This is a genomic window from Stieleria maiorica, from assembly GCF_008035925.1.
Classification (GTDB): Bacteria; Planctomycetota; Planctomycetia; order Pirellulales; family Pirellulaceae; genus Stieleria; species Stieleria maiorica.
This window is the reverse complement of the sequence record NZ_CP036264.1, coordinates 4,117,429-4,131,170: the sequence shown is the minus strand read 5'-3', so window position 1 is coordinate 4,131,170 and position 13,742 is coordinate 4,117,429. Positions and strand designations below refer to the sequence as shown.

General features: G+C 57.0%; 17 protein-coding genes. 5 read left to right on the top strand and 12 right to left on the bottom strand.

The genetic code is table 11. From position 1 onward, the window contains the following. Position 1: 1 nt before the first annotated feature. Positions 2-901, bottom strand: a complete 900-nt coding sequence (locus Mal15_RS14230; protein WP_167546812.1) for a ParB/RepB/Spo0J family partition protein — start codon at positions 899-901, stop codon at positions 2-4. A gap of 109 nt (positions 902-1,010) precedes the next feature. Between Mal15_RS14230 and Mal15_RS14225 the strand changes: the two genes are divergently transcribed. From Mal15_RS14225 to Mal15_RS14210, 5 genes are all read left to right on the top strand, one after another. Then, positions 1,011-1,769, top strand: a complete 759-nt coding sequence (locus Mal15_RS14225) for a MerR family transcriptional regulator (RefSeq protein ID WP_147868379.1) — start codon at positions 1,011-1,013, stop codon at positions 1,767-1,769. 1,176 nt (positions 1,770-2,945) lie between these two features. Then, on the top strand, positions 2,946-3,188 hold the full coding sequence (locus Mal15_RS34670) for a hypothetical protein (protein WP_233903604.1): 243 nt from the start codon (positions 2,946-2,948) through the stop codon (positions 3,186-3,188). Then, positions 3,185-4,279 carry an ISKra4 family transposase gene (locus Mal15_RS14220; RefSeq protein ID WP_233903544.1) on the top strand — a complete coding sequence of 365 codons (1,095 nt, stop codon included), beginning with the start codon at positions 3,185-3,187 and terminating at the stop codon, positions 4,277-4,279. Before Mal15_RS34670 ends, Mal15_RS14220 begins: the two co-directional genes overlap by 4 nt. A 429-nt stretch (positions 4,280-4,708) precedes the next feature. Continuing rightward, the gene (locus Mal15_RS14215; protein WP_147868377.1) at positions 4,709-5,080 is read left to right on the top strand and encodes a hypothetical protein; all 372 of its coding nucleotides are present in this window, start codon (positions 4,709-4,711) and stop codon (positions 5,078-5,080) included. Continuing rightward, positions 5,073-6,401, top strand: coding sequence for a hypothetical protein (locus Mal15_RS14210; RefSeq protein ID WP_147868376.1), 1,329 nt, complete (start codon positions 5,073-5,075; stop codon positions 6,399-6,401). Before Mal15_RS14215 ends, Mal15_RS14210 begins: the two co-directional genes overlap by 8 nt. Positions 6,402-6,672: 271 nt before the next feature. On the opposite strand, the gene Mal15_RS14205 is transcribed toward Mal15_RS14210, so the two are convergent. The 11 genes from Mal15_RS14205 to Mal15_RS14155 form a co-directional block, all read right to left on the bottom strand. Next, positions 6,673-7,491 (bottom strand): RecB family exonuclease, encoded by an 819-nt coding sequence (locus Mal15_RS14205; protein ID WP_147868375.1) that lies wholly within the window; start codon positions 7,489-7,491, stop codon positions 6,673-6,675. After that, positions 7,488-7,964 carry a hypothetical protein gene (locus Mal15_RS14200; protein WP_147868374.1) on the bottom strand — a complete coding sequence of 159 codons (477 nt, stop codon included), beginning with the start codon at positions 7,962-7,964 and terminating at the stop codon, positions 7,488-7,490. Before Mal15_RS14200 ends, Mal15_RS14205 begins: the two co-directional genes overlap by 4 nt. Before the next feature lie 93 nt (positions 7,965-8,057). Beyond that, positions 8,058-9,422, bottom strand: coding sequence for a hypothetical protein (locus Mal15_RS14195; RefSeq protein WP_147868373.1), 1,365 nt, complete (start codon positions 9,420-9,422; stop codon positions 8,058-8,060). Continuing rightward, entirely contained in the window at positions 9,415-9,642 is a 228-nt protein-coding gene (locus Mal15_RS14190; protein WP_147868372.1) for a hypothetical protein, read from the bottom strand. The genes Mal15_RS14195 and Mal15_RS14190 overlap by 8 nt, the downstream gene beginning before the upstream one ends. Then, positions 9,642-9,863, bottom strand: coding sequence for a hypothetical protein (locus Mal15_RS14185; RefSeq protein WP_147868371.1), 222 nt, complete (start codon positions 9,861-9,863; stop codon positions 9,642-9,644). The genes Mal15_RS14190 and Mal15_RS14185 overlap by 1 nt, the downstream gene beginning before the upstream one ends. A gap of 100 nt (positions 9,864-9,963) precedes the next feature. After that, a complete protein-coding gene (locus Mal15_RS14180; protein WP_147868370.1) occupies positions 9,964-10,209 on the bottom strand; it encodes a hypothetical protein in 246 nt (81 codons plus the stop codon). Between the two features lie 11 nt (positions 10,210-10,220). Then, complete coding sequence (locus Mal15_RS14175; RefSeq protein WP_147868369.1) at positions 10,221-11,165, bottom strand: hypothetical protein; 945 nt, start codon at positions 11,163-11,165, stop codon at positions 10,221-10,223. 85 nt (positions 11,166-11,250) lie between these two features. Then, a complete protein-coding gene (locus tag Mal15_RS14170; RefSeq protein WP_147868368.1) occupies positions 11,251-12,729 on the bottom strand; it encodes an AAA family ATPase in 1,479 nt (492 codons plus the stop codon). A 44-nt stretch (positions 12,730-12,773) separates the two neighbouring features. Continuing rightward, positions 12,774-13,016, bottom strand: a complete 243-nt coding sequence (locus Mal15_RS14165; protein ID WP_147868367.1) for a hypothetical protein — start codon at positions 13,014-13,016, stop codon at positions 12,774-12,776. 2 nt (positions 13,017-13,018) lie between these two features. Next, on the bottom strand, positions 13,019-13,213 hold the full coding sequence (locus Mal15_RS14160; RefSeq protein WP_147868366.1) for a DUF2997 domain-containing protein: 195 nt from the start codon (positions 13,211-13,213) through the stop codon (positions 13,019-13,021). After that, complete coding sequence (locus tag Mal15_RS14155) at positions 13,210-13,578, bottom strand: DUF1257 domain-containing protein (RefSeq protein WP_147868365.1); 369 nt, start codon at positions 13,576-13,578, stop codon at positions 13,210-13,212. The genes Mal15_RS14160 and Mal15_RS14155 overlap by 4 nt, the downstream gene beginning before the upstream one ends. Positions 13,579-13,742: the final 164 nt, after the last annotated feature.

Genomic DNA, 13,742 nt, shown 5'->3' with positions numbered 1-13,742 from the left:
TTTACCGCGCGTTGCCGGACAAATTGTCCAGCTTCGAGCGGCGTTTCGTTGTTGTCTGAATTGCCTTGATGGCTTGTTGCTTCAACTCACGCTTACGCTCCGTCCAGGCCGTCATGAACTTGGTGGCATCATCGAGTAGTTCGACCACGTCTCGCCCCCGCACCTGGACCCGGTCGAGAGACTCGATGTTGGTTCGGACCGCTGGCAGGTTCCGGTTGAAAAAACCCAGAAGTTCTTCTCCGAGTTCGGTCGGAGTCCGGGGCTTATTTGACTTGATGATTCCAAAGCTGCGGAGTACATCAGGGATGTTTTCAGCAGTTCGTAGAGCCTCGAAGACCTCCTGCTGACGTTTCTTCGGTAGCCGAAGAATCTTTTCAGCCTGATCCTTGTTGAGCTGCCTGGTTGATATCAGGTCCTGGATGTCACGGGGGAGTTGAAGCAACCGTTCGAGGCGATCGAGCGAGCGACCTGATTTGCCACAGTTCAGGTGAGCGGCCAACTGATCTCGAACATCGCCGGTTCCTTCGTCTCCGACTCGTCCTGATCGTTTGAGTTCCCGGTAGCACCGGGCAAGGGCCAGGTCATCGAGCTGCTGCCTCTTGATGTTGTCATTGATGAGTTCAGCGACAGTTTCCGCGCTGTGTGGATCGCTGAGGTCATGCCTGACGATGGCATTCAGCTCTTTCCAGCCCAACCGCTTCGCAGCCGCGACCCGGCGGTGCCCACGGATGATTATCCCGTCAGGTGTGATGTGGATTGGTTCCTGCTGGCCACGATGTTGGAGGTCTGCGGCAAGTTCATCAAGTTGAACATCGCTTGGAGCCGTGAAGAACTCGTGCTGACGTGGATGTTGCTGAAGCCGATCCAATTCAACCGATTTGACTTTCCGTTCGTTGCTCATGGTACGCCTCCCGGCACAGCGATGGCCGAAGCATCGCCAAGTTGACATTGGTATTAGATGTTTTACAATACAAATCTGAACTGGGGTTAGTCAACATTGGAGTCTGGAAATGGCAGACGTAACGTCGCGAGAGATCATGGATGCAACCGGTATTGCGGACGTCACAACGCTCATACGATGGCATGGAAAGGAAGGGCTGATCCCGCCCCCAGACGTCCGAACCCATCCGAACGGACGAGGAAAAATGGCATACTGGCCGGAGTGGGTGCTTGAGCGCTGCCTGCGAATCAAGCAGCTACGCAAAGAGGGCAAAAGCCTTGCAGAAATTCGCCAGTTGCTCGGGAATAACTGGCAGCAGGCAGCACGAGAACATCAGCGCCGCTACGTGTTCTCTCAGGTCAGCCACCGCATGGACGTTCGAGCCGCCCATTCCAACCTGCAACAGGCTGTTGAACAGATTCTGGCATCGTGGATCAAAGAACGTCGCGCTGCACTCACAAGGAGTTCCGTCCAAACAGTCACCATTGAGGCGATGCAGCGAGCGATTGAATTGATGGAACAGGGGATCAATCCCGTTCTCATCGTGACTGTTGACACCGTTTTTGTCACAGCTGACTTTGCTGTTAGCCTCCAACTCGCCTCTTTCGACTCCATAGAAACCGCCTTTATGGTGATCCCGATCTGGCGCGAACTGTCAGCGTACTCAGCGAGCATCGCCAAGTTACCCGAGCGTCCAGCGGTGCAGGCAATTCCCCGAGTGAAGGCAGCAGTTGGCGCGGGTACACAAGAACGATTGGTATGCGTCATGTCCTCGTGGGACTTTGAGATGGAAGCTCCCAAAGTGCGGCGCAATAGCAAGAAAGATTAGGATCGACTATGGGACAGGCCCGCGACACACCAGTGCAACCGACGGGACGCCAATGGCCTTCGCCGTTCACGCCGCCCCCCGCACCGCCCGTATTGCCGCCACCACAGATCGTGACACAAGACGAGTTGCAGCGACTTCAGGCTCTGCTCCACCAGCGTCGCGAGGCCGAGCGACTCCGAAAGTCGATCCTTGAAAGACTCACGGCTGGGGCAGCAATCGAGTCTGGAAATCTGACAGCACGTATTCGCCAAAGCAGTTGCCGTAGGATCACACGCTCTGCGTTAGAGCAGTTCTGGGGTACGGAATATGTTGAGAACCTTCGGCAGCAGATCCCCGAGTCCTCGCAGGTTCATCTGGAGATCGAGAATCAGTCCTGCATAGCCGATCTGTAACGGTGGGCTCGATGGCCCCTGAACTGCCAGGGTCTGCGGAAGGGAGGCGTTGGAGTCTGAGAGGTGAAACTCTGGTGGGGAATACGTGTCGGTGAGAAACAGGCTGGATGAAGTACCTCATACCAACACGCCCCCTGTCGAAATACGACAAGCCCGTAACGCGATAAATGACGGTCTGAACCACCAAGGGAAAGCGATTTCGAGGGCTTCGAGGCTTTGAGTTCGTGGCTGGAAGGGCTCTTCGCTCTGTCCGTCTAGCGACCGCCAACAAGCGTCCATAGCCATAAGTAACGCCGGACGCATAGCTTGCGGCGCAGTGGCTGCGTTGAATGACGCACTCAGCTTGAGGTCGTCTACCCCCCAAATCGGCTTCTAATGAGCGCCGCGACTTCATAACCCGCTGGCAAACACCGCTACGTTCCTCGCGAGCCATGAATCACCCTGCATCAACTCAGCCTGCTTGCGCCTTCATTCCGAACGCCAATTCGCCCTGAGGATTCCCGATCCGTGCGAGCACGGTTCACGCGTAATGACTTCCGGGGCCTGTTCCGTGCTGACGCGAGTCGCTTGCCCGACCGCAGGGTCAGTCGCAGTCGAAAGCATGTCGCGAACGCGCAGGGTTGTCGGCAGTTTCAGTTCCGTCTAAAGCGCACCCGGCAGGGGCGACGCATGGCATCTTTCATATGTCGGAAGCTGCCATGGGTGTAGTAACAAACGATTGCGCGATTGGGGAGTTTGGGTTACTCTGGTTGCTTCTTTCCCTTTTTGACAAGGAGGCCACGGGATGAAGTTTGAAGATCTGAGCCCCACCGAACGGCTGATCGCGGAGCAGGCCGTCTTACACTTTCGTGAGCTGAACCAGGCGTGCAGCCAAGCCGCCGATGGCACCGTGCTCGGCGTCGCCGAAGAGCTCGCCATGCGCCAGGGACGCGAGTTGATCCGACTCAACCTGGAGAGGTCGCTCGAGCAGGAAGCGATTCAGACTCAAAAAAAGGGGCGCCGAGCCGGACCTGCTCGTGCGGAATAAGCAAAGCCCATCACGGACGCAAGTCGCGGATCGTGATGACGACGGCCGGAGAAGTGCTGTTCTCCCGCGTCTATCTGCGCTGTGTCACCTGTCAGCAGGGAGGGTATCCGGCCGATGAACGCTTGGGGATTTGCGGACGATATAGCGTGAACGTGCAGCGGCTCGCCGCGTTGGCCGCTTCCAGTTGGTCGTACGATCTCTCTTCCGAGCGCCTGGCCGAGTTCTGTGGTTTGGCTCTGAGCGACAACACCATTCGCCAGATCGCGCAACAACAGGGCGCGGCCATGAACACGTGGCTGAACACCGCCCCCGAGGCCTGTCGGGAGTTTCGCGAAGCGGACGGGGAAATCGAGTTCACGACCGATGGCACCAGCGTCAATACCGTCGGGGGGTGGCGGGAAGTCAAGCTGGGAATGTTCTCGAAACGCGAGGTGGGGGAAGCGGCTCCGATCGAATCCTGGGCGAGTCGAGACCTGCCTGCTCCCACGACCCGTGTTGCGTTCGCGGCCATCGAAGGGAGTGCTCGCTTTGGCAAACGCTGGACACCGTGGAGACGTCGCTTGGGCATCCTGGATTCGTCCCATGTGACGGTCCTGGCTGACGGTGCCAAATGGATCTGGGAAGAACAGCTGAACCATCTGCGCGGTGCCGAAGGGGTGCTGGATATCTTCCATGCGGTGGAGCATCTCGCGTCCACCGCCCGCACTTTGTACGGCGAGGGGACGGAACGAACCGCAGAGTGGCTTGAGCAAGGGCGTCAGGCCCTGCTCAACGATGGCTGGCAGGGGATCACGCAACTCATTTCCCAGACGCGCCGGGAGGTTCGTTCCGTTACCAAGCGTGCGAGTCTGGATGGTCTGCGGAATTATTTGAGCCATCACGTGGCGCACCTGCATTACCGCGATCGGCTCCGCCGGGGTCTGTCGATCGGCAGCGGTTCGATCGAAGGGGCGTGCAAGCACCTCGTCGGTCGCCGGTTGAAGCAGAGTGGCGGCCGCTGGCGGGTGCGGCGTCTGAATCGAATGGCCGGCCTCTGTTCGGTGATGTACAGCCACCTCTGGAAAACCTACTGGGATACCGCCGCTGCCTGAAAACCGAAATCCGTTGCTACACCCGCTGCCATAAGCGACAACCACAGATTGAGAAATGCCGCCTTCGGAGGTATGATCGGGGATTGGGACGAGTAGGTCCCTGCTGCCACGAGGTGGCAAACAAAAGACATTTTTCGGAGATAAAAACAATGTGCCGGGAGCGTTATGGCTCCTGAATGACAATTTGATACGACGCGTGTGCGTCGGTCTGCTTCCTCTCAAATACCGCCAACGAGCCGCAAGGCTCACCAGTCAGAGGCAGAACCCGAAGCCACGCCCCCGTCCGGGGGCGTCGGCCGGTGTTCTGTTCTGGCTTGGCCCTTGGCGGGGCTGGAGAGGAGCGGGCTCGGTTCGGCGCTCCTTTTTTTGCGCTGCCGATCCCGCCGTTTGCCCGAGCACTCGCATGACACATTTGCGAGGTGCTCAACCATGCCTGGATTTCAAGAACTCATCATCAAGCTATCGCCAATAATCATTGGTGTTGGCATCGTCCTCGCCGGAGTCACCCGGTTGAGAAAGAAACTGTCCACCGAGGCCCAGCCGACGCTTGGAACATATATCAATGAGCTCGGCGGCTACGTGATTGCTGCAATCATCGCGCTGATCCTCGGCATCTACTTGCTGTTCTTCGATCAAGGCTCCCAAAAGACCGACTCTGGTTTGCGCCTGCAAGAGTTGCGTCTGCCAGTGTATTGCCAGCACACGGTCGACTTTGACTGCAACGAGTCTCAAGTTAGATCGGCGTCAGCAACGGAGCCCTTCGGTTCAACAAATCTTGACGAGGGCGAAGCAGATGTCTGATGAACGTCGGTCAAAGCCAGCGTACTGGAAGCGGAGGTATCTGGTCGCTATTGGATTCTTCCTGGGTTGTGTGATCTGGCAGATCTGTTCTCTGGGATCGCAGACTCTGTCCGCCGTCCCAGCCTTGCCGACGTGTGTCGCGATCTTCGTTCTCGTAGTGCTCGTCGTCATGTTGGCAAAAGACCCGAAAATACGGCTGTTCGATCAAGCGGGTAACTTGGACAAGGAAACGTCGACAAAGTTGAAGGACGGTGGAGCAAAGTTGTTTGCACCGCTCAGGCAGTTCTCCTCCTGCACTGTTCAGAACGTAAGCCTTTTGGTTCAGCGGATTGCTACATGGATTGAAAATCGCGATGTGTCAGTTCCTTACAGCTTCTGGCGACGCATCAGTGCAATTCTAGGATTCTGGTTTGGTGCTGCTGCCCTGACGGTCCCTCTGATGTGGTACGCACTTGATGGGACTGCGCCGTTCAGATTGGCATGGGGATGCTTTGCGGTGGCCTGCATTTCATGCGCCGACCTAATAGCCGGAGGCTCAGGCTGGCGCCCCGATACCAATCGGGGCTTGGGGGGATTGCTTCAATTCAAGCAGTTTTGGCCGTCCATCGTTCGACACGCTCGTACATTCACGAGGGGGTTCACTGGGGGAATCGCGACTACCGTTTTGTACGGATATACGATCGCAGCACTGTTTTTTATTGGGCAAGGCTTTCGAGATTCCCCAAATGGGCCTCCTGGTACTTATCCACGAGGAGGCAAATCAGCTGGATATGTCTCGCCGGCAATGTTGGGACAGCGTGAACATGAAGAAGGTGGCGATTCGACGGGAGCGTATTGGAAGACAGCTATTGCCGACCTAATCGCAGATCGTTTCCCTGAACCGGTCCAGGGTGAAACGGTACGGGAATTTCATCTAGCGGTGATCCATGGCTTAGAGCAATCAATTCAGAGAGCAGAGGCTCTGGACGATGAGTCGGTTGACCGACGACTCATCGCATTGACTGAGCAGTTGGTTGAAGTCGATCGAGAGTTGCTTGCCGTATTACGTGAAGTGGAAAACATTACAGTTGAAAGAGGCTTGGCTGGAGAATCGGTAGATGCAAACGAAGCAGTCTTGCAAGGTGCTGAATTGTCGGACTCACTTGCCGGTGGGACGATCTCGACAACACTGCTCGCCGAGACTTGGGGTGTACCGAATGAGCTCGTTCAAAAGATGTTTGCACTCGATCAACGCAGAGCACAACAGTGGGACGAGATTGTGGAGATGCAGTCATGTTTGAAGGCGGCCTATCCTTCTCAACCGTTTGATCTACCCGAATGATCGGGCTGATAGCTAAAGAGAAAGCCAAAGCCGCCGCCCGAGTTGCCCCGGACGGCGGCGGTGAGATTCGAGGGTCCGCAGATGTGAGGTCAGGCTCGACGGTTTCGGTAAGCTCGACCTCGACGCCAGCCGATCTTGAATGCAGCCTTCGAGCCGTTCCGTTTTCCGGCTGAGTAGGCCCAGTAGCCGATGCCAACGGCAACGGCGAGAGTTACGACGGTTTCCATATTCGGTGGTTCCTCTTGTTGGTGTTCAGTCTTTGTATTGACGACTATCCCTGCCACGCATCGCAGGGTCCGCGATACGGACAGCTGGGACACGACATTGGTGATGGTGATGGGAAAAAATGTCCGTCCTGGATGGAATGCCAGACTCGTTGCATGACTGACTTCGTGCGGTCAACGCGTTGCTGAAGGAAGGTGACCGGCAACGTATCAACGGTTGGTTTGGCGGCTTTGGTGATTACGGCGAACTCCAGTCGGATTGGCTTACCTGGTATCAGGTCTTTCGCGAGAGCGGCATACAACATCAACTGCTCTCCCGATCGTTCCGCTTGCTCAGCCGACCAGCGTGTGCGAGCTGTCTTCAAGTCAGTGATCGTGAGGGCTTCATCCGTTTCGGTGATCATGTCGATCCGTCCCAGGATCTCTGGCATACCCGGAATGAGTTGGCCGCGAAGCTCCTCCTCCACGCCAATAATATTGCCTTTCGGCTTCGCAATGTCGCTCTCACGAAATGCAGCGATGATCCGATCAGCAGTCTTGGCGATTGAGTCGAGATCATCCTTCTTGCCGAATCGGATCTCCGCAGTCTCGGCACGCGACTTCCACTCATCCCAGAAAACACTCAACAACGTGTCGTGATCAGGCGGAGAGTTACCGCATATCAACTCATTGAAGTGAAACTCGGCCGCACTGTGAACGGCGCCGCCGAGAGCAAGACTGGCTGCTACGAACGGTTCCTCAAGACCTTCGATATAGCGGAAGTAATACCGAAGCGGGCATTGCTGGTAGGTACTGATCGCCGAGAAACTAACATAGTCCCGCTGGACAACTGGCGCGGCACGTGGTTGTTGAGAAACTGCGATCATCCACGGCCTCCATTCCCTGCTGGCTGGCTTTTCAATTCGTCAATCAACACGCTCGCATCGCCGATGCTCAGGTCAGCGACGGCTTGAACTCCGTGCTGCTGGAGGTACGGAGCGAGGTCAATCCGATTGCGGTTAGCGATCGCGTTGATGGCTCGAACCTGACTCTGTGTCGCGCCGCGACCGTTCGAGGAACGGCTTCCGTTTGAGCGGTGTGAGTAGCCGTTGCCATTCGTCTGGCTATTGCCGTTACGGTGATGCCCATTGGTGGAATGATTCTTATCATCTTGATGCAGTTCGGCATTGAGCGAATCGCGAGCCAGTCCGAACAGTTTGTTGATCTGGCTTCGCAGGCGATCCGGGTCCTCAATGATTCCCGAATCGAGTTCTACTTCCAGATTGACCGAAGCGCCGCGGCTGCCGTAATTGGCCTCGCCAACTTTCTTATTGAGGCCAATGTTGATCTGTACGGGCATGTGGATGCCTCCTCATTGGTAGGTAAGAAAACAGCCCGGCACCATCCGAGAATGAAACCGAGCCGAGAGTGTGTGATGAATGATCTGCGGAGATTACGCGCCGATGTTCTCCAGTTGCTTGAGCGACCGAAGTGTGGTTTCGACGAGCCGGTTCTGCTTCCGCTTGGCTTTGATGGCTGAGATCAATCCGCGAGTGTCAGTCAGCGCCTGGCTCAGCGAATCACGCAGGGCCTCGGCCTTTGCTAGCACACTGGCAGGTTTCTCGGCGCGGTTTCGGGGCGGTGCGGGAAGTTTCGTGTTTCGCATGGGAATCGTGGTCCTTCTTTGTGGAGATGGTTTCTGTGAATCGTAGGGAGACTCGATGCGAGTGAGCTTGGCGTCGGGAGTGATTGCCCCTTCCTTGCCGAGCAGCGCCCAGATGTATGAGCGACGGTCGTCACGACAGGATGCGGGAGCTGCCGCTGTTTGCAGATAGATCTGTCGAAACCCCAGCGACGCCGCCCGACGGAGATAATCACGATTCGTGTTGAATCGCATTTCTTCGCCCGAGCGTTGCGAGTTACTGAGGACGAGTTCGGTGCCGAACTCCTGGTCCGCACTCTTGGCTCGGATCGCAACCGAGCCATTGAGGTCAACGGTTACCGGCGCATTGAACTCCGAAGCTGCTGGGAGCTTTCGAGAGGCTTGAGTCAGGAACTCGGCATCCGTATCGGCGAGGATCATTGTGGATGTGGCGGCATCGACAGCCGGAACATGATCGTCCACGTTGGGAAATCGAGCGTCCTTCTCGATCTTCAGATGCAGCGTCCAACTGTCTGCCTGGATCGAAACCCATTCGTCGGAACGCCCAATCGACACTTCGGCTGCGTTGCTGAAGGCTTTGGAACTGAACGCCTTCGTGGCGGGAACCAGAAGTTCGTCATCCCAAGGGAATGAGAATCCCGAGTACATCAATGCCTGACGTCCGTCCGTGGCGGCAATCTGGCCGTCCGAGCCGCGCAGTCGAACGCAACTCAGCGCGAAACGCGACGATTCGTTGTCGGTCGTTGCGACGGCTTCCGCCATCGCCGGGATAAACTCGCGGTCGATGCCCGTGAGTTCTGTTGGTGCTTCGGGAACTTCGACCGGCTCGGCATGGTTGTACTGAGCGGTTTGGGGGATGCCGCCATCGAGCCATTGAACTGTGATCGTGTCACCATCGCGCTGGATGCCGACTTGATCGTTCCGTTTGCCTTCGCAGGCTTGTAGCGCTTCATAGGGCAACGTGATAACGCTGGGGCGGAAATCGCCTTCGATGCGATGTTCAACCGCGATGTTATCCGAGAAGGACTGAATCAGCAGCCCGACTGGAGTTGCTCGAAACGTGACAATCGGTGCCCGACGCGCTGAGGTGATTCCAAGGGCCTGCCGAATCGTTGAGCGGATGAGATGAATCTGTTTGCGGGTGAGTTCAATCACGGCACCTCCTCTTGTGTTGGGTTGGTGGTGGACGTGACACCGGCGAATCGGTCATCACGTCATGAAAGAGCCGCATTCCGGACCGGAAGAAAATCCAAGTGAGGATGATCTCCCAACCAAACAGAAAGAATGCGACAAAGCAAAGCACGCCGACAAACACGGTGTAGCTCGCATAGAACTCATCGAGTTGTCGGCGTTTGGGATCGTTGCCTGCTGCCATCAGGCAGCCCAACGTCGGCGATCGCGACGCATGGGATACATGGCGTAGTTGCGTTCCAGTTCAAGCTGATCCCAGTCGATAATGTTGGGAGGTAAGTCGTCAGGCTCGGGGTCAAAATTTACTTCGAGGGGGTCAGCAATACTGAATCCGATGCGGCGAACGTCGCACAGTGTGTCACCAGTCGCCACGCAGACGGCGTCATCGATTTCTTGTTGGGTCATCGTTTGCTCCAAGGTGGAAGTAAACGACCGCCCTGCGCCGGACGGTCGTGAAGAAACACAACCGCCCCGCACGATGCGAAGCGAAAGGATCAGGTTGTTGTTACTCGGCCGGCGTCAGCCAGTGGGCGAGTAACCACGCAACTTCGGCGTCGAGCGCCTCGCTGCGGTTTGGAAACGGCCCCAGCACGGGACCATTTACGGGAGACAGGTCGGCGGTCCAGCGACCATCCGATGTTGGCTCAACATGCGAGCCACGGCGGATACTGGCTTCGCCGATCTGCCGGACATCGATCGCTTCCGAATAAACGCAGCGACAGTTTCCGGTAGGTTCGATGAGCAGTTGCAAGTTGACCTCCTTCAACGCGGTCGACGCTGAATGTTCCGGCGGGGACGATCGACCAGCAGGCCATCCAGTGACGACTGCACCCCAGCAAGCTGAGTGGCGATCTGCTGCCGGAAGGCACCGTTATCGCGAAGTTGCTGCGGTGCCACACCGCCCAATACTTGCTGAGCTCGACCGACCAGCTCGTCAAGCTGATCGTTGGACCGGACATTCAGCGCCTGGAATCGCTCGAAGAACTCGGTGAGATTGGTGACCGCCGTATCACGGAAGACCTTCGGTTTTCCATCTACCTCACCATTCAATCGCTCGGTAATGTGATCAACCAACCGGGCCAGCTCATCGAGGAATGCCTGCTCGGCGAGGCGTACCGCTTCGTCAAATCGTGACTGCACCCGGCGACATTCCTGCTCGTAAAGTTCCGGGCTGAGCTGCCGCAGATAGTTTGGCGGCTCGACACTCGGATAATCGTGCTCAATCGCAAACATCCCGGTCAACGTGGTCGGGTAGTCACTTACGTTGAACAAATCACCAAGCCGTTCCCGCGCGAGTGATCGCAGCTCGTCATAGTGGCGGTCGAGTTCCGCAACTGCGTCGTCCAGTTCTTCCCGAAACTCGGCTATCTGCTGATCAAAGTCGGTGATCGAGTCCTGCCGAATCAATCGAATGCCTGGCTCCGGGAACGGCAGCGACACGCCTTTCCAGTATGCGACTGCTCGCCCCCGAATGGCCGTGACGGCCTTGTATGCGGGGTGTGACGTATCGAGCAACTTTTTCCCTGCGGAAAGGAACTTCCCTTCCGCGCCGAACGAGTCTGCCGCCTGGTTCTTCTGTGCCGACGTCAACGACTTGCGCACGCCCAGCCAGTTGAAACTGAGTCGGGCTGCTGCCATCGTCGTCCGCAGTCGATCGCTGGAAGAGACGGTTCGCTGGGTCTGCGGTTCATCGAGTAATGTGGTCATGGTAGGATCTCCAGAATGAAAACAAGCCGGGCGGGACCACGCTGGTCGCATCCCGGTAGATCAAGATTCATCTTTGTGATGAGGATTAGTTATTGGATGGATCACGGCTTACGCGACGACGTTGCCTTGACGTTTTACCGGACTGGTAGATGCCTGGCTGATTAGCGGAAAGGCAGCGACCGCTGGCCCACTTTCGTTGGCGATCCACGCTTTCGTTGGCCGTCAGCGCGATGGGGACCACGTTCTGAGCGGCCTGAATCAATGGAACATCAAGCAGTGCCGACAGTCGGCAACAGGCTTTGATCTCCGCGCCGGTCCAGTCGGTGTCATTGGGCATCCGCTGATCACGGTCGATCTCGAACAACGTCAGGTAGATGTTCCAGATAGCGTCCTTCTCCTCACGACCGGGAAGATCGAGGAAGAAGATGCCATCGAAGCGCTCGCTGCGCCCGAACTCCGGTGGGAGCCGGGAAACATCATTCGCGGTGCAGACGACAAAGACGTCGGACGAGTGATCGTTGAGCCAACTCAGGAACGTCCCGAACATCCGCGAGGACACGCCCGAGTCACCGTTGCCGTTCACACCTGCGAACGCTTTCTCGACTTCGTCGATCATCAGCACGCATGGCGCCATCGCATCGACAACGTGCAACGCCTGCCGAGTCCGTTCCTCCGACTGCCCGACGAGCGAACCCATCAGGCTGCCAACGTCCAGAATCAACACGGGCCTGCCGACTTCTTTTCCCAGTGCTTTACAGAACTGCGATTTGCCACATCCGGGTGGTGACAGCAACAGTACGCCTCGCGGCCGTCGTCGCTCATCTCCCCGGCTTGGTTGCAAAAGTGCCCGTTTGCAGAAGGACTTCAATGCCGACAAACCACCGAGGCTGCTGAAGTCTTCCTGACCTCGATGCAGTTCGAGCGAACCGGACTTCTTCAACGTCTGAGTTTTCAATTCCCAGACTGCTTCGGGCGTCACGCGACCATGCCGAACCAGTGACAGGCTGAAAGCGTTTTCCGCTTCCATCCGAGTCAAACCGGCAGCGGCATCCAGGACCGTTTCCAGCTCTGGGCCGTCTGGCAGTTCAGAGTCTTCGGTCGCGATCCCGCGTGCGATGTCACCTAGCTGTTCACGATCGGGGAGTTCATGCTCGATGATCACGAACAACTTTTCGAGTTCGATCGGCAACTGCACGATGGGTGCGAGCACCACGAGAATCGTCCGGTTCTGCTTACCAGCGATTATCTGCTGGGCGATCGCCTGGACGATCTCCGCAGATTGCAAAAAGCGGTGAAAGTTCTGAAGCACCAGAATCGCAGTCCCATCCGGCGTGACCAGTGAGTTGACGGCGCGAATCGCTGCCAACGGATCGTTGCCTGTTCCTTCGATCTCAGCACCGGGGACTTTCAGTCCTTGTTCAATGTCCCAGGTGGCGAGCCGCCAGTCTTCCTGATGACATAATTGCGCGATGGCCACCAGTGCATCCTGATGCTCATGGCTTTCAATCCAGATGCCCGAGAAACACGCGCGCACGTACTCCCCGAACCGTTCAGTCAATGACATACACGGACTCCTGTTGAGTGTTGAATAAAAAGATGGAGGGACCGCTATTCGGGAGCGGACTCGATAAGCTCTGCTTCAAGCTGCTCAACCTGTCGTTCAAGTCGAGCGATCTTGGTTTGCAGCTTCTCCATCGCGTGAAAGGCTCGCTTCAGTCGCGACATCCAGCGTTTGAGGGATTCGCGTTCTTTGGTGAGTTGATCCAGTTTCTTTTGAAGCCTTCGCTGGCGACGGCGGGATTCCGCGTTAGAACTTTGCGGGCGCAGGACACGACGGCGGACGTTGGTCACGGTCAGCCTTCTTCCTGCACCGACTGCTGACGCGAGGCCGATTGATGAAAATCGGCTTTGAGGACTTCGTCCGTCTGCTGCCCCAGCGCCTTCTCGATGAACTGACTGGCATGTCGACACTCCGCACCGACGAAGCCCTTGGTTTCCACTTTGGTCTGACCATTGGGCAGGACTGTGATTTCGATGGTCTTGCTCATGCAGCACCTCCGACGCTTACGGTCAGTTTGATGGAGCCATCTTCCAGAGGTTGCTCGATGACCGAGTGCCCCTTCTTACGGGCTTCGATCTTGGCTTTCTCGACCGCGTATCCCTGAAGGAACCGGTCGAGCTGTTTCTGCTCGCCCCAGCGACCGTTGTAGTTGTCGTAGGCGAGCTTGCCGGTGTTGACGTCGGCCACGACCGGATACCGCCACGCAGGCAACTGCACAGCCCAGCCGGTCGCCGAACTGCTGAACAGCTTCACCTGACCGAAGACGGGCTCCGGCAGCTTGAGTCGATCACACGCCGACCGAATGGCGACGGGATCACGAACTTCTGTTTGAATCGAAACGATGTGCGACAAGGCTAGTTCCTCCGAGTTACAGAAAACGAACACAGGACCGACCACCGGCCCCGAAACGAGAAAAGCCCCGCGCAAACCGGATTGATCCAGTTCACACGGGGCGCGATCGCCTGAGAAGCGAGTTCCCAGAGCTATGCCAGGGGCATCAAGGTACTTGCCGCGTT